The 17,398-nt window shown below is 34.0% G+C and carries 15 protein-coding genes; 7 read left to right on the plus strand and 8 right to left on the minus strand.

Annotated features, from left to right (window positions below):
- A partial coding sequence (locus Q0543_RS04045) for a gliding motility-associated C-terminal domain-containing protein (RefSeq protein ID WP_299249484.1) occupies positions 1–1,118 on the plus strand: 1,118 nt, incomplete at its 5' end.
- Between the two features lie 390 nt (positions 1,119–1,508).
- Here Q0543_RS04045 and Q0543_RS04050 read toward each other — a convergent pair.
- The 4 genes from Q0543_RS04050 to Q0543_RS04065 form a co-directional block, all read right to left on the minus strand.
- Positions 1,509–2,135, minus strand: a complete 627-nt coding sequence (locus Q0543_RS04050; protein WP_299249487.1) for an FkbM family methyltransferase — start codon at positions 2,133–2,135, stop codon at positions 1,509–1,511.
- 168 nt (positions 2,136–2,303) lie between these two features.
- Positions 2,304–3,674, minus strand: coding sequence for a dihydrolipoamide acetyltransferase family protein (locus Q0543_RS04055; protein ID WP_299249490.1), 1,371 nt, complete (start codon positions 3,672–3,674; stop codon positions 2,304–2,306).
- A gap of 131 nt (positions 3,675–3,805) precedes the next feature.
- Positions 3,806–5,053 (minus strand): competence/damage-inducible protein A, encoded by a 1,248-nt coding sequence (locus tag Q0543_RS04060; RefSeq protein WP_299249492.1) that lies wholly within the window; start codon positions 5,051–5,053, stop codon positions 3,806–3,808.
- A gap of 6 nt (positions 5,054–5,059) precedes the next feature.
- Entirely contained in the window at positions 5,060–8,383 is a 3,324-nt protein-coding gene (locus Q0543_RS04065) for a S8 family serine peptidase (protein ID WP_299249495.1), read from the minus strand.
- Positions 8,384–8,686: 303 nt separating this feature from the next.
- Between Q0543_RS04065 and Q0543_RS04070 the strand changes: the two genes are divergently transcribed.
- Positions 8,687–10,255 carry a GNAT family N-acetyltransferase gene (locus tag Q0543_RS04070; protein ID WP_299249498.1) on the plus strand — a complete coding sequence of 523 codons (1,569 nt, stop codon included), beginning with the start codon at positions 8,687–8,689 and terminating at the stop codon, positions 10,253–10,255.
- 78 nt (positions 10,256–10,333) lie between these two features.
- On the opposite strand, the gene Q0543_RS04075 is transcribed toward Q0543_RS04070, so the two are convergent.
- Positions 10,334–10,660, minus strand: coding sequence for an iron-sulfur cluster assembly accessory protein (locus Q0543_RS04075; RefSeq protein WP_299249501.1), 327 nt, complete (start codon positions 10,658–10,660; stop codon positions 10,334–10,336).
- A gap of 471 nt (positions 10,661–11,131) precedes the next feature.
- Here Q0543_RS04075 and thiL point away from each other — a divergent pair, with 471 nt between their 5' ends.
- On the plus strand, positions 11,132–12,172 hold the full coding sequence (thiL, locus tag Q0543_RS04080) for a thiamine-phosphate kinase (protein ID WP_299249504.1): 1,041 nt from the start codon (positions 11,132–11,134) through the stop codon (positions 12,170–12,172).
- A gap of 144 nt (positions 12,173–12,316) precedes the next feature.
- On the opposite strand, the gene Q0543_RS04085 is transcribed toward thiL, so the two are convergent.
- Both Q0543_RS04085 and Q0543_RS04090 read right to left on the minus strand, forming a co-directional pair.
- Entirely contained in the window at positions 12,317–12,694 is a 378-nt protein-coding gene (locus Q0543_RS04085; protein ID WP_299249507.1) for a hypothetical protein, read from the minus strand.
- Between the two features lie 124 nt (positions 12,695–12,818).
- Positions 12,819–13,028, minus strand: a complete 210-nt coding sequence (locus Q0543_RS04090; protein ID WP_299249510.1) for a hypothetical protein — start codon at positions 13,026–13,028, stop codon at positions 12,819–12,821.
- Positions 13,029–13,778: 750 nt separating this feature from the next.
- Between Q0543_RS04090 and Q0543_RS04095 the strand changes: the two genes are divergently transcribed.
- From Q0543_RS04095 to arsB, 4 genes are read left to right on the plus strand one after another with little or no spacing between them, the layout of a single operon-like run.
- Positions 13,779–14,105 (plus strand): metalloregulator ArsR/SmtB family transcription factor, encoded by a 327-nt coding sequence (locus tag Q0543_RS04095; protein ID WP_299249513.1) that lies wholly within the window; start codon positions 13,779–13,781, stop codon positions 14,103–14,105.
- A 49-nt stretch (positions 14,106–14,154) separates the two neighbouring features.
- Positions 14,155–14,994 carry an arsenite methyltransferase gene (locus Q0543_RS04100; RefSeq protein ID WP_299249516.1) on the plus strand — a complete coding sequence of 280 codons (840 nt, stop codon included), beginning with the start codon at positions 14,155–14,157 and terminating at the stop codon, positions 14,992–14,994.
- Positions 14,995–15,025: 31 nt separating this feature from the next.
- Entirely contained in the window at positions 15,026–15,646 is a 621-nt protein-coding gene (locus Q0543_RS04105) for a protein-tyrosine-phosphatase (RefSeq protein ID WP_299249519.1), read from the plus strand.
- Positions 15,643–16,701 (plus strand): ACR3 family arsenite efflux transporter, encoded by a 1,059-nt coding sequence (gene arsB, locus Q0543_RS04110; RefSeq protein ID WP_299249522.1) that lies wholly within the window; start codon positions 15,643–15,645, stop codon positions 16,699–16,701. Before Q0543_RS04105 ends, arsB begins: the two co-directional genes overlap by 4 nt.
- Before the next feature lie 338 nt (positions 16,702–17,039).
- Here the strand turns inward: arsB and Q0543_RS04115 are convergent.
- On the minus strand, positions 17,040–17,398 hold a 359-nt coding region (locus Q0543_RS04115; RefSeq protein WP_299249525.1), incomplete at its 5' end, for a hypothetical protein.

Here is a 17,398-nt window from a genome sequence, read left to right on the forward strand (position 1 = left end):
TATATACATCTGCAAGTACTTGTACATCTCCTGTTTCCGCAGTAGTTGCTGTTACTTTAAATCCAATTCCACCACTGCCTAAGTTAATATCTAGTGGCAGAACAGATATTTGTTCTGGAGAAAGAGTAACAATGAATGCAGAAATTTCAGGTTACGATGGAAGTTTTGAATGGTTTAATGGATCTGTTTCTTTAGGTTTCTTCACTAAACTAGATATTACTACTCCTGGAGAATATTCGGTGCAATTTAAAACCAACGAAGGATGTGTATCAAACCAAGCCATTGATTTTACAATTCATGCTCGTCCATATAACTCACCGGTCAAATTAGGTTTAGATAGAATTGTTTGTAACAAATACGTTGATTTAGCTACCAATACACCAATTCATGGTAGGGGTATTTGGAGCATATTTGATTCAAATATACATTTTGATTCCAAGGCCGATTCCATAAATGTTCGGGTTTCAGGGCTAGAGGATGGAAACGATTATACATTTGTTTATACGGTATCTGGTGAATGTGGTGATGATATGTCCGATACGATTATTGTGCATGCAGGTATCCCAGGATTTAAAATTCAATCGATAGAAGGTCCATTAGATACACTTTGTATTGGGATTACTCGTACCGTACAAGTAAATCCAACTCCGATGATTGGGGATTATCTATACCATTGGAAAAATGCATTTACGAATCAAGAAAATACAACTACTACAAATAATTTAGAGATAAATCCTACGGGTAAAAAGAACATCTATTATGTGTATGTGGAAGATAAGGCAAAACCTGGTTGCAAAACATTTTCTGATACTATTGAAGTGGATGCAATCGATAAACAACAGTTATTTTTCCCAAATTTACTTACTCCGAATGGAGACAGCATGAACGATCAATTTAAAGTTGTTGAAGAATATAACCGTGCGAATAAAATGTTTTCAGAGGGTACCTATCTAGAAATAGTAAATAGATGGGGAAATAGGATTTATGAGGCAAATAATTATGATGGCACTTGGTCAGCAGAAAATACAGAAGATGGAATGTATTATTATTATGTAAAAACAGGCTGTGGACAAGTAGAACATAAAGGTTGGCTTCAAGTCTTAGGTAATAATCATTGATAAAACTTTTCTAGATTGATTTAATTTCATGTTAATGCCTATTTTGATATTTTCAAAATAGGCATTTTTGTAAAGACCCTTGATTCATATTCAAATATCAAAAAATATTAGCATTTGTATTTTATAAGAGTTTATGGAATTTTGTTAAAGGTAAATGCGATTATTTTTTGCATCAAAATAAAGTTTCGTAGAGGGTTTAGAAACTAAACAGATATATTCCTATAATAAATTTAATTTGTTCGCTACCGATACATTGCAAAAAAGATAATTATAATAATCATTTTTTTATAACGATGTAACTTGGGGTATTCCGCCATCTTCGTCTATATTTAAATATAAATAATTTAGATCTATCACTAAAACTTGAATTTTTTCGTGCGACATCATCCGTTAAATTTCTACAAGCATACTTGGTTTAAATTGGTGTATGTATTCTAAGAATCCTTCTAAAAATTCATCTTCATACGTTTCTACATCAATTTTTATTAGATCAATATTCGAAATATTATGTTGTTTAATAAATGTATCTAGCTTAATTGTCTGAATGGTTGTTGCTATAACTTTTGTATCTGCAGAATACATATTTTGATTTACTGTAACAGAATAGGTATGTTCTGAATCGGTATCGTAAATCGGTGCTTCGTCATCTGAATTTGACGATGCAACTTCATACGTATGTATATCGAATTTATGTAATTCAATATTTTCTCTTAATTTTTGGTACACTCTATTTACACGTTCAAATGCATATGCCTTAGAGTTGGAATTAACTGTTTTTGCTAACAATGAATAGATTCCAGTGTTTGCACTAACATCAACTATAAAAGAAGAATGTTTACATGGTTGGATCCATAAATTAATCGATTTTTTTTTACCCCTTTTGTTAAGCCATTCCATAAAACCATATTTTCTAATTGGTATCCAAAATGTTTCATTTTGAAATTTTTTATGTTTAACCTGAATGGCGAAATGCCTTTGAAATGCAACTGTTTGTAAATCGATTCCGTTGGTGTTCAAACCCTTTTAATGCTGAGAATATTTGAAGTTTAAAGGGAATGCAAGAAGAGCTCTTTTTTAAAGGTTCTCTCAGGGTAAAAAGAAATGATAAATGGATTATAAACCAAAACGACTTCAAATAATATATATCCGAAGTCATTTAGTGTATTATATTTTTTATTTGAAAAATCAAACAAATATTTTTCTATTCACGTCAAATTTTTCAAGGTAATCAGCTACGCGTCTAACAAACATTCCACCTAAAGAACCGTCAATGGCTCTGTGATCATATGAGTGCGACAAGAACATCATGTGTCTAATGCCTAATGTATCGCCCTGTGGAGTTTCAATTACGGCAGGTTTTTTGACAACTGCACCTAGTGCTAAAATAGCCGCCTGTGGCTGAACAATAATAGGCGTACCCATTAAGTTTCCAAAAGATCCAACATTAGAAATGGTATACGTTCCACCTGTTAAATCATCTGCTGTTAATTTATTTTGACGTGCGCGTTTTGCTAAATCGTTCACTTTTTTTGTTAGACCTACAATATTCAATTGATCCGCATTTTTAATAACAGGAACAATTAAATTGCCATTTGGAAGTGCTACGGCAATACCAATATTAATGTCTTTTTTTAAAATGATTTTATCGTCATCAATGGAAATGTTTACCATTGGATAATCTTTAATTGCTTTGACAACTGCTTCTATAAAAATAGGAGTAAAAGTAAGCGCAACGCTTTCACGTTCCATGAAATCAGTTTTCCAGCGGTTTCTCCAATAAACAATATTTGTAACATCTGCTTCAACAAATGATGTAACGTGCGGAGAAATACGTTTTGATTCAACCATTCTATCCGCAATCATTTTGCGCATGCGATCCATTTGTATGATTTCAACATTGCCACTGTGTGAAGCTGCAGGTTTACTTACATACTTTGTCTCATCCGAATTGGAGGTGGGAGGAGTAATCGTTTGGGCAGTAGTTTCTTTTTGTTGCTTAACTTGAGGAATAGGAATTTTCCCTGTTTTTTTCGCTTCTAAATAATCAAATAAATCGTGTTTGGTAACCCGTCCATCTTTGCCGGTGCCTTCAATTTGCTCAACTTCTGACAATGAAATATTTTCTTTGCGAGCAATATTTAAAACTAGGGGAGAATAAAATTTATTGCCTTTTGCATGTGTATGTTGAACCGTAGACGGAGTAGATGTCGTTGTTTCAATCGGTTTAGATTCTACTTTTGTTTGATGTACCAGAATCGGATTTACTTCTACTGTTTGAGTAGGAGTAGACGTGGATGCGTTTGAAGCTTGACTTACGTCTGTTTCTATAAGAGCGATAGCAACTCCTACTTGAACAACGTCACCTTGGTTTGCACGAATTTCTTTTAAAATACCATTGAAAGGAGAAGGTACTTCTGTATCTACTTTATCTGTAGCTACTTCTAAAACAGATTCATCTTGTTGGATACGATCACCTGGCTTTTTCAACCATGTTAAAATCGTACCTTCCATTACACTTTCTCCCATTTTGGGCATTACCAATTCAACCAAAGCCATGAATGACGGAATTTTATTTTGTTACTAATCACAAAAATACGCTTTTTTTATTAAGTCGAACCTTTTTATTGACTCCTTGGATAACAAAAAAGCATTTTAAAGTTTTAGTATATGTCGTAAAGTATATAATATCAGTTATTTAGTTCGCGTATTAGATTTAAAACGGCTACCCCAGTCAATCGTATATTGTATGAACGAATGGTAGATAGTTGTAATTTCTTAGTAACTACTTGTGTATCGTCAGCGTAGGCGATCCAAACAGTTCCAACAGGCTTTTCTTGAGTTCCTCCATCTGGACCAGCAATTCCGCTGGTAGCAACTCCAATAGTGGTGCCAAATTTCTCCTTAATTTGTTTGGCCATTATTTCTACTGTTTTTTCACTAACAGCTCCATGTTGTTTAATGATTCCTGCAGGTACGTCTAAAAAATGTGTTTTAATGTCATTTTGATAGGCTACAATTGAACCTCCAAAATAGGAAGATGCCCCAGGTATAGACGTAAGTATATGGGCAATATATCCTCCTGTACAACTTTCGGCTGTTGCGATGGTTTTATTTTTTGATTTCAATAAATCACCAATTGATTTTTCCAGCGTATCGCCATCAAATCCAAATACATATTTTTCAATCAGCGGGAGTACACGATTTATTTCTATTTGAATTTCATTATGCAATTGTGTTTCATTTTCTCCAACAGCAGTTAGGCGCAATTTCACTTCTCCTAGTGAAGGAAGATAGGCTAATGAAATATGTTTAGGTAGCGTGTTTTCCCAATCGGCAATTATTTCAGATAGGTTCGATTCGCCAATACCACTTGTTTTAATAAGTCTGTGTGCAATGATTGGTGTTTCGAAACGAGCTTTAATTTTATCAAAACCAAATTCGTTTAATATTCCTTTCATTTCAAACGGTACACCTGGTAAAGAAATATAGACAACATCGTTTACATCCATCCACATCCCTGGGGCTGTTCCGCTTGTATTCGTAAGTACTTCACAATTTGCTGGTACCAATGCTTGTTGTTTATTCAATGCACTTAATTCTTTACCTCTTCTTGAAAAAAGCTGTTCTAAATGATGTATGACTGCATTATTCCAAACGAGTTCTGTATTGAAAAAGGTGCATAATGTTTTTTTTGTAATATCATCGTTTGTTGGCCCTAAGCCGCCAGTAATTATGATGAGTTTTGAGCGCTTGCTAGCTTCTTCGAGCACGCGAATAATTTCAGATGAAGTATCACTCACCGAAGATTTTTGTCGTGTTTTAATTCCGAGCTTATCCAACTCTGCACTGATCCACTGCGAATTTGTATCTGTAATTTGTCCGTATAATATCTCATCACCAATGGTTATTATATCTGCAAATAGGGTATTGAACATAATGTATTATTTTTTTATAAACCTCAGTTGTGTTGGTATATTTTTTAATTGAATGAAATACATACCTGTTTCAAAAGATGCAACAGGTAATTGTACTTGATTGTTTTGTATTTGAATCTGATTTTGTTCAAATACAACTTTTCCAAGTGCATTATATACCACAACATCTATAGTACTTGAAATAGGGTTGCTAAATTGCAGGGTCAATATGTCTTCTACCGGAATTGGAAATAAAGAAACTGCAGATGCGTTGTTAGATGATTCTATTGATAAGGGATTTGAAACGATGGTGATGGTTTTTTTTATCGAATCCACACATAGTTTTTGATCATCTACTTTTAGTATTACGATATAATCTCCAGGTAAACTATATATGTGAGATGGATTTTCTTCCGTTGAAATTTCTGAATCTCCAAAATTCCAATGTACAGTATTATACTGCGTACTTGTATTTATAAATTCAGTTGCAGCATTTACAAATGCAGTTGTATAGGTAAAATCAGCACTAGGTGCTGTACCTTCAATCACAACAAATTCTACAAATGTAGATTCATAAATAGAATCTGCATTTGTAATGTAAATCGTATCCGCAGTTGAAACCTGTTGCATCAAATAGTTTTTTCCTTGATGCATTGGAATGGAAGTTTTTATTGGAATGGAATCATAAAAATTAAATGTATTTCCATGAGTGGGTTGAATGAATATGTCCGAAGTTGCTTTCGTACATAAGGTAATAGAATCTTTTAATGGAATGGGGCCTGTATGTAATTCAATGAATTTCTGAATAGCTGCTGCTGCTTGTAATTTTAAATCTAATAAAGTTGTATGTGAAGTGAGTAGTGCAAATGCAATGACTGTAGTATCGCCTTGTTTTAAATGATTTATTCTGCCTGCCATAGTCATAGAGATATCGTTTCCCGTTGGTTCATAGCCCGCTTTTGATCTTCCTGTTTTACTCGATAAGCATGTAAATTTCTCTGCTTTATCATAACCAGCATTTGGGTCTATATTATTACCCCCAACCGCTGAATTATCCATTGCATAATAATGTAGCTCTTGATTGCTTAATAAACTTAAGCCTACATATAAATTGTTTTGACTGATATCGTAGGCATAACCCAAACGAGCATCGTAATCAAACCAAGCACGATTTTTAGAATAATTTTGTACATCCCAATCCATAAATTGACCTACATACAAGGAGTCCATATCTGCATTGGATCTATTTATAATTTGATACTCCAGAAATACCGTTGTTTCTAAACCAGTTTCATTAAAGGTATACGATCGTTGAATGCATTCGATTCCTTGTGGGCTGGGGTTGGAAGCAGATGAATCATTGAATCTTGAAAGCGTTTCTCTGTATTTTTTTGTGGGGTTTACAAAAGATGGGTTATTGAGTGGTTTGAAATCTAGGTTTGATGTTCCCATTGGATTTCCACGTACACAATCTGAAACAGTACTCGAATTTTGACCAATCATCAAACCGCCTTCAAATAGTACATTTGTACCATTGCTTTGAAACCCAATACCTATCGTACTATTGATATCTTGATATCCAACTCTACCATTTGAAGTGATGGTTGTTTGTATGTGATCGTTGTATAAAGTGGTGTATGCAGGATTTATTTGAATGGTAAAGTATTGGTAGTCTGTATACGCATTCAATGGATCTGAATATCCAATTCTAAGTTCAATTGTTTCGTTGTTTGTGGCTGTTTTATTAATTAAAAATGTTAGCGGTTTTGTTGCATTGGACTTTGCGGTTAAACTGTCAATGATACCTAAGTTGATAGAAGAAACGAGGATAGAGAGATCGGATGATGACGATGAAAGGTTGATATTGAGATTGTTTGTTGGTCTTAGATAATTAAAGAAATCTGCTGTTATAAATACAGTATCACCTGAAAAAATATAGGAACTGTTTTTACTTGAAACCGACATATTTTTATATCGTATAGAAGGCGATTTTGTATCTGTTAATGCTCTATAGATATTTATTCTGCCTTTGCCCATTTTTTCTTTGTAAAGCGCATTTTCAGGAAAGGTATCTACAACATCAGCCGTAACGCGTAATAATTCTGCAGCTTGTAATGCAGAAATGTTTGGATAATGAGAACGTACAAGTGCTGCAGCGCCTGCAACTATTGGTGAAGCAGCGGATGATCCATCCTGTAAGGTATATGCATTATTTGGAATTGTCGTCAATAAACCCATTCCTTGTGCCCCAATATCAACAGATCTGCTATATGTTGCTTTATAACAGCAAGCCCAATTATAAAAATTTGCACGCGTATCAATATATTTATTTGCAGTAGGGGAAAAGATAGTATCCATTGCAATAACAGATAAAACATTTTCATAAGAAGCTGGGTAATAATTGGCCTCTTCATCCGTGTTGCCAGCCGCCGCAACAATCAATACATCATGATTGATGGCTGCAAAATTTATTACATCTTGATCTACAGAAGAAAAACCTCCGGTATTACCATAGGATAAATTAATCACTTTACACCCGTGTGTTGCAGCGTATATAATCGCATCGTTTCCATTTGTTATTGCACCGCCCCCATTATCTGGCGCCGCTTTAATAGGTAAAATTTTTGAATTAAACCCGATACCTATCCCTCCCAAAGCATTGTTAGCTGTTGCACCTGCAATACCCGAAACTTTTGCTCCATGATTGGATGAAGCGCCTATTGTAGGATCGTTGTCATTATTTCCGAAGTCCCATCCGACGTAATTGTCAATGTAGCCATCGTTATCGTCATCTGAACCGTTGATGGGGTCTGCCGTATTATATGCAATTGCATTTACTAAATCTTCGTGCATGGGATCGGTGCCTGTATCAACAATACCGATTACAACGTTTGGATTTCCTTTTTCAATTTCCCATGCTTCAAATGCACCCATTCTACTTAAATAATTTTGTTGGAATACTGGAATCTTTGGGTCATTCGGATAAAATTGTGCTTGTTGTTCTTTGATGTATTGCATTTCAACATATTCAAAAAAATGGGTGTTGAGCAAAAGAGGGATGATGGTTGGAAGTTTATTGTGTTCAATGTTTGAAAAGGATAGCGTGTAAATACGTGATAAATCTACATGTTCCGGATTATTTGGTTTCTCAATTCCGGGATACGTTCGTTTAATACTTAATAACTGAAAAGGTGCTATCGTTTTTTTTATTTCTTCTAATTGAGTCACGTTTGTTGCTGCTTCAGCAAATTCTATTTTTAATTTGACATGCAAAACGTTGTCTACATACCTTGCATTATCAGACTTTTTTTGAGCGAATAGTGTATTGCTACTTACTAACAAAATAAGCATACAGTATAAAAAATGATGGTGCAATAAAATATTATTTTTCATAATTGTCTTAATTACAATAACGTAAAATGTATGCCCTTGGTTTGGTATGCTGAACTTAAAGATGGGCTAATAATTGAAAACAGTATGAAACCATCGTTTAATACCTAAATCAACTCAATAGTAACTGGTTTAATACCTTCATTTATTGGGATATAGTGAATGGCATAATTTAATGGGTAGTTTTAGCCAATTCAATTTTATCTCTACCATAAGATACGTAACTTCGTATATCATAGAATTGTTTGATAAAACAAGAATAACATGGCTAAAAAAGATGCTGAAGTTGCTACTTCAGAACATAAATTAATTATTCGAAATATTTTAATAGGCGATTACGAAGACATATGTGAAATCATGGAATCCGTATATGCTGATATTGGTGGTTCATGGACGAAGAAAGAATTAAAATCACATTTGACTCATTTTCCAGAAGGACAAATTTGTATTGAGGATAATGGTAAAGTGATTGCAGCTGCATTTAGTTTAATTGTTACCTATTCAAAATATGGAGATAAACACACATACAAACAAATAACGGGTAATGGATTGTTGACGAACCATGATCCCGATGGCGATACGCTCTATGGTATAGATGTTTTTGTACATCCAGACTTTCGCGGGTTGCGATTGGGAAGACGATTATACGATGCGCGTAAGGAGTTGTGCGAAACATTGAATTTACGTGCCATCATCGTTGGGGGTAGAATTCCTGGTTATAAAAATGTTGCTAAAAAGTTAACACCACGTCAATATATTGATGAAGTAAAAAAGAAAGAAATATTCGATCCTGTTTTAACTTTTCAACTGGCCAATGATTTTCACTTGCGTAAAATTGTTCAGGGCTATCTTCCAGATGATCGAGATTCAAAGGCTTATGCTGCATTATTAGAATGGAAAAATGCATTGTATGAAACGGATGAAATATTATTTGGAGGTAATAAAACCCTTGTACGCGTAGGCTTGGTGCAATGGAAAATGCGAAACCTTGCGTCTGTAGATGAACTGTATCGAATGATTGAATTTTTCGTAGACACAGTCTCTGGCTATAAGGCAGATTTTTGTGTATTCCCAGAATTCTTTAATGCGCCGTTGATGGCAAAGTTTAATCAGAATTCAGCATCCGATGCTGTGCGCGCATTAGCAGACTACACCGAAGAGATTCGTGCAAAGATGACGGAGTTGGCCGTGTCGTATAACATCAATATCATTGCAGGTAGTATGCCTAAATACGAAGATGATGGGTTGTACAATGTTTCCTACTTATGTAGAAGAGATGGTACTTGGGATTATCAATACAAACTACATGTAACACCCGACGAAGAGAATTATTGGGGATTGCAAGGAGGGGATAAGTTGAAAGTATTTGAAACAGATGCAGGTAAGATTGCCATTTTAATTTGTTTTGATATTGAGTTTCCAGAATTATCGCGCTTGCTTGCTGATAAAGGTGTAAACATTATTTTTGTACCATTCTTAACAGATACAAAGTCTGCCTTTATACGTGTGCAGCGTTGTGCACAAGCGCGTGCCATTGAAAACGAATGTTATGTGGCAATATCTGGAAGTGTAGGTAATTTGCCTGGTGTAGAGAATATGGATATTCAATATGCACAATCTGGTATATATTCACCATCTGATTTTATATTCCCCCATGATGCTACGTTAGCGGAAGCAACACCAAATACCGAGACAACTTTGATTGCTGATTTAGATTTAGATTTGTTGAAACGCCAGCGTAAGTTTGGTTCTGTTCGTAATATGGAAACTCGACGTAAGGATTTGTATGAATTGCGATGGTTAAACAAAAAAGATGAAGATCAAAATCATTAAAAAATGCATTTAAAATAAGAAAATCCCGCTATAAAAATATATGGCGGGATTTTCTTATTTTAAATGCATTTTTTAATATTATACTGAGAAACTTTCTCCGCAACCACAAGTTCTACTTGCATTTGGGTTTACAAAATGAAAACCCTTACCATTCAAACCATCAGTAAAGTCTAATGTTGTACCTAAAAGGTATAATAGACTTTTTTTATCTACTAATATTTTTATGCCTTTGTCTTCAAAGATTTGATCGGCTTCAGTAGTCTTGTTGTCAAAATCTAAATCATACATTAATCCTGAACAACCACCACCTTTAACAGATACACGGATGTTGTATTCCTCCGTATAACCGTCACGTGCTCTTAAATCGTCAACGTGGTTTTTAGCTTTATCTGTAATTGAAATCATAGATTCTTTATTTTATACTATATCTTAAACACCTATTGAATATAAAGAGTTCTATATTCAATAGGTAAATGTACGAAGTATAAAAGAGATTGTTTAACTGTATATACTTAATAAGTATTCTTTAGTTGGTCCAAGCACTTTTGCTTTTTCGGATTTTTTTATAGTCTTTTTTACAACTTTTACTCGAACGAACGCAACTAACTCCTATGAATAAAAGGATACAAGCATATATGATAATGTATTTCAATTTCATAATTGTGTGGTTTAGACTTTGAAATGCGGATCATTTTTTCGCATCTTCTTTATTTTCTTTACATTTTGTTTGCAATGTTTGCTTGATCTGACACAATCTGTCAGCGTTCCCAGCGTAAAGGCTAGGATGAGGAAGAGTGCTATTTTTTTCATAAATTTAACAAATTAGTCGAAGTGAAGTTCGTAAAGTTATAAAAAATATCCAATTAATTCAAATCAATGAATAGCAATACACGTACTGAATTATCTGAAATAGGAGAATTGGGCCTGATTGAACGTTTAAAAGCGTTTTTACCTTCAAAATCAGAAAATATCATTAAATCAATTGGTGATGACGCCGCAGTAATAAAAAATTCTGATGACAGCGTTCAACTTATTTCAACCGATTTATTAATGGAAGGGGTGCATTTTGATCTTGCATATTCACCTCTACGTCATTTGGGATATAAGGCAATTGCAGTAAATGTATCTGATATTGCTGCTATGTTTGGTACACCATCACATATTGTTGTGGGTTTAGCACTTAGTAATCGTTTTTCTGTGGAAGCCATTGAAGAATTATATGCAGGAATGAAATTAGCTTGTGATGCGTATTCTATCGATTTAGTAGGTGGCGATACTACATCCAGTAGAAGTGGATTAGGGATTTCTGTAACAGTAGTGGGAACAGCTCAACAAGCGGAAGTCGTATATAGAAGTGGTGCACAAGTGAACGATTTGATTTGTGTAACTGGCGATTTAGGTGCAGCATTTATGGGGCTTCAAGTATTAGAACGTGAAAAGCAAGTATATCTGGCGAATCCAGAGATGCAACCTGAGTTATTGGGTAAAGATTATATCGTTGAAAGACAATTGCGTCCAGAAGCCCGTATAGATGTGGTGAAGAGTTTAAAATCCTTGGGTTTAAAACCAACGTCTATGATTGATATATCAGATGGCTTGGCTTCAGAATTGATGCATATTTGTAAAGAATCCAATGTTGGTGCTTACATTTATGAAGATAAAATACCTGTTGATCCACTTACATTTGAAACGGCTCGTGAATTTGATCTCGATCCTTTAACAATTATGATGAATGGAGGCGAGGATTATGAATTGCTCTTTACCATTCCGCAATCCGATTATGAAAAAGTACGTAATCACCCCGATATTTCTGTAATCGGTTACATAAAAGCTGCAGATGAAGGTGTGAATATTTATACCAAAGGCGATAATTTAACGGCCGTTACGGCACAGGGTTGGTCGCATTTTAAAGCGTAAAAGGCTCAATGCGGAAAGCCTAAAGCGCTGACACATTTAATTGTTAACACTGTTTCTTTATTTGAAAATTAGAAGAATTGACATTCAAAGCCTAAGGCTGATAGTTTTAATGCCTTAGGCTTTCAGCTTTCAGCCTTAAGCTTTTTAATCCTCTGGATACGGTATATACAAGAAGTTAGTAAACTCTTTATCTACAACAAACAAGCAGCAAAACTCTTCCGGATCTTTATAACTTTCTGCAAAGACATCAAATTTTTCTATATCAATAAAACCCAATTGTTTAAATTCTTCCGCAGTAGAAATATAATAATTCCACATCGTACTAACTTCTTTTTTGCCAAGCAATAATTGCGAAAATGGTAAGTCGGCTTTGCATATTGAAAAAATTGGATAGTCCGAAATGCCACGCGCTTTTATCTGATATGCACCTTCTTTTAAAGTGTCACATACTTTTACAAAATCCGAAGAAATGGTTCCTAAGAATTTCCCATCAATATCAGCATCATTGGATTGGTCGGTCATACTACTAGTATATACGTGTTTCTTAATTGTCTTTAAATTATTGGTACTTTAATCTTTATTGGACGAATGATTTTTCGTCATGGCACTGTCTTTTAACCAAACACTGTCAATACGAGTACTAGAATTAGCCTTGTTCATCAAAAGGTTGAATGATAAACATAACTTTATTTTCAGATTGAGTAATTCCTTGATATCCAATTTTAGAAGATTTAAGAAGTACTTCAACTTCTTCTTTATTGTCTTCTGAAATTATAAATGAATCGTCATATTTTAATTCTTTGCTTAACGTATTTTGTTTCGCCCAAGTACGAATTGTTTCAAGTGTAATATCCATGATTGTATATTTATAAATGTATTATTTAATATACAAAAATGGAAGGATGAATCAAACGTTTTCTTATTCTGATTCTCAATTCTTAAACTTCGTCAATAATTTCAACCTTAATCTTTTTAACGAGTCTTTTCTTTAATAGGACTATGTTTTCCACATGAATAGTGTGGTACCTTATAAGTGCTTATTTCATAATGTAATATAATCATAATTTTTCAACGTGTTTGAATTATGATTGAATGTACTGATTTACAGGGTGCAAAGTAAACTATAAATAAATTATAAGTAAAGAAGGTGAAAATAATATATTAAGTAAACACTTTCACTCAATGAATAAAATCTTTTTATCAAATTACTTTTAGTCTTAAACCTTGTATTCATTGCTTTATACATATATCCGATGGTATTAACATTAGGCTTCTGAATTGGTTTTGATTTTATAAAAAGCGTACAAATTAAACAAGAAAGGGGGGAAGAAGAAAATCCGAAAAATTGTCACACACAATAGCCGAATCGTTTTTAAATACTTAATCAATTTCCAAAAACATGATGAAGATTGTTTCTAAAACTCAAATTTGATATAGCAATTGAGGATTTACAATCTCAATTAAGTAGAATTTTACATTGTAAAGGCGGCGAATATAATTTTTGAAATTCCTTCAGAGATTATTATATGCTTGAACTTTTAAATATTTTTTTAAATAATTTCCTCTCAAAGTTTGATATTAAAATTTAACATCGTAATATTACGATATGGGATTGACAAAGACAGATAATTTTAATACAGCTCAAAATAGAACGGCTGTTTTAATGAAAGCATTGGGACATCCTGCACGCATTGCTATACTTGAGTTTCTAATTAAAAAGAATGCATGTATCTGCAATGATATTGTTGAAGAATTACCACTTTCTCAAGCAACAGTATCGCAACATTTGAAAGAACTAAAAGAAGCAGGCTTAATTAAAGGCGATATCGAAGGCAAAAGTATTTGCTATTGTATAGATGCTAAGGTCTGGAAAGAAGCTCAAAAAATATTGAACAAATTATTCGATTCTTATAAAGGGGAAAGCTGTTGCTGACCTTTTTTTTGAATTTTATCATCGTAATATTACGCTAATAAATATAGATATGGAAAATAGTAAACAAGTAAAAGACATGGTTCAGCAGAAATACGCTGAGATTGCTAATCAATCAAAAGAGCAAAATGAAGCCAGCTGTTGTGGAGCAGGAAGCTGCGGTACATATACCATCATGAGTGAAGATTATTCTGGATTGGATGGCTATAATCCTGATGCTGATTTAGGCCTTGGTTGTGGACTTCCTACGGAGTATGCCAAGATAAAAAAAGGTGATACTGTCGTTGACCTTGGTTCGGGTGCAGGTAATGATGCGTTTGTAGCAAGAACTTTAACAGGAGAAGAAGGTGAAGTTATAGGTATTGATATGACAGAAGCCATGATTCAAAAAGCGAAAGCGAATGCTGAGAAATTAGGCTTTACAAATGTCGCATTCAGATTGGGTGATATCGAAGATATCCCATTGTCTTCTAAACGTGCAGACGTAGTAGTAAGTAACTGTGTGATGAATCTAGTTCCTGATAAGGAGAAAGCTTTTTCAGAAGTATTCAGAATACTAAAACCACTTGGACATTTTAGTATTTCAGACATTGTATTAAAAGGTGATTTACCTGAAGCAATAAAAAAAGAAGCTGAAATGTATGCAGGTTGTGTGGCAGGTGCTATTAAGAAAAGTGAATATTTAGGGATACTGGCCGAACAAGGGTTTGTAAATATCACGGTTCAAAAAGAGAAGGAAATTATCATTCCTCTAGAAGTGCTTTCTCAATATTTATCGCATGAAGAAATAAGCACCTATAAAGAAAAAGGCATGGGCATCTATAGCATTACGGTGTATGCTGAAAGACCTGATGCTTCATGCGGTTGTGGGCCTAAAGCAACTTGTTGTTAATTGATTTTACATAACATAAAACTAAAAATAAATGTCACCAAAAGTAGAACAGTATATTTCAGAAGCAATCAAATCGTTTGATACAATTTCTGAAGAACGAAAGAATGTATTAAAAAAGATAAGTGCTTATGTACAACAAAAGGTTAATGAGAAGCAGACTGCCGAGCTTATCTATATCTGCACGCATAATTCAAGAAGAAGTCATTTCGGTCAGATATGGGCGAAAGTTGCAGCTACGTATTATGGATTTGCAGATGTGGAAACATATTCAGGAGGAACAGATGCTACAGCATTTAATCCTAATGCTATAAGAGCCATTGAAACGATTGGGTTTAGTGTAACAAATGAAGAGGGTAAACCTAATGCAGTGTATTCGGTTCAGTTTGGAGATAGTAAAACTATAATTAAATGTTTTTCTAAAAAATATGATGATAAAGCAAATCCTAAGCAAGGCTTTTGCGCTGTTATGACATGTACAGAGGCCGATGGTGCCTGTCCATATATTGATGGAGTAGCGGCTCGGATTTCAACGCCTTATAATGACCCTAAAGCATTTGACGGAACACCTCAACAGGATGCTATGTATTTAGAAAGAAGCAAGCAAATTGCAACAGAATGCCTATATGTATTTTCTCAAATTAAGAAATCATGAATAACTGCAATCCAACACAACGCAAAAAATTAAGTTTCCTAGATAGCTATCTAACGTTATGGATTTTCCTTGCCATGGCAATTGGAGTAGGTATCGGATACTTTATTCCTGATACATCGTCATTGATATACTCTTTCCAAACGGGCACAACAAATATTCCTATTGCTATAGGATTAATTGTTATGATGTATCCGCCGTTAGCGAAGGTGAAATATGAAGAGCTAGGCAGCATATTTAAGAATTTAAAAATACTGTCTTTGTCTCTTGTTATAAATTGGATTATTGGACCGTTACTTATGTTCATACTTGCTATTTTATTTCTTTCGGATTATCCTGAGTACATGACAGGTTTAATATTGATTGGAATTGCCCGATGTATTGCCATGGTGATTGTATGGAACGAATTAGCAGAAGGAAATAGAGAGTATGCAGCAGGCTTGGTTGCATTGAACAGTATTTTTCAGGTTCTGTTCTATAGTGTATTTGCATGGCTCTATATAACGGTGCTTCCTCCATATTTTGGAATTAAAGGAATAGAAATAAATATCAGTTTTATTCAGATTGCGGAGAGTGTATTTATTTATCTTGGAATTCCATTGATAACAGGATTTATTTCAAGAGTTGCATTAATCAGATTAAAAGGAAAAGAATGGTATGAACAAACATATATCCCGTTCATTAGTCCGATTACCCTAATTGCCTTATTATTCACGATTATAGTTATGTTTAGCTTGAAAGGTTCATTCATTGTTCAGCTGCCTTTAGACGTTATCAGGATTGCTGTTCCACTTAGCATTTACTTTGTTATCATGTTCATAGGAACATTTATAGCAGGCAAATACATAGGAGCAGATTACTCAAAGAATGTGGCTCTTTCTTTTACAGCAGCAGGAAATAATTTTGAACTGGCGATTGCTGTTGCCATAGCTATTTTCGGAATTAATTCAGGTCAGGCTTTTACAGGAGTAATAGGCCCTTTGGTTGAAGTACCAGCTCTTATTTTACTTGTGAAAGTTGCCTTTTGGTTAAAGAGGAAGTTGTATAAATTCTCCTAAAAAATGGACAAAAAATAAACCCCTTACCTATGATTTCGTAAGGGGTTTTGTTTTCTTTTTTTTAATTGTAATTAATTAAAGTAGTGATTAATTACAACGGTGTGTAGGTCAGCTATAGACGTATGTACATAATCCTCATCTCTGTAATGCCTACAAAGGTCGTCCCATGTTGCAGTTCCCTTTTCACACTCTGATTGAACAAAGTATCTAGGAATTATTACTTTATTTTGATTTATTAGTTCTCTTAATAAATCTCTCACCTGTGAATCAGTCAGGTTCTGAATTTGATTTGTTGTCATTATTTATTTATTAGTTTAAAATTGAATAGCACCCTGCCATCACAATGCTTTTATTATTTTAATTCTTCTTCCTTTAGGAGTTAGTTGAACATTTATATCAAGATATGAATAACGACAATAGATAGAGTATACACCACTAGTAGACAATCGCAATTCGAATACTTTAGAGCCAGCATGTTTTGTATTATCATTCCACACTTGATATAAAAATTCCTCATATGTTAATTCTTTTTTATGTCCGCTTGGTGGCCCATCACTGAAAGCAGTTTCTTCAATTATTTTATAATATCCTTCTTTTAATAATTGAAGAAACTGCTTAGCTTCTTTACTATTTTTTCTTAAAATAGTTTTCTTTAATGCTTCTCTTTCAGCTTGTGTTCTTGCTCTGTATGCACTTT

Origin of the sequence: uncultured Cytophaga sp. (assembly GCF_937863595.1) — a bacterium.
GTDB lineage: Bacteria > Bacteroidota > Bacteroidia > Cytophagales > Cytophagaceae > Cytophaga.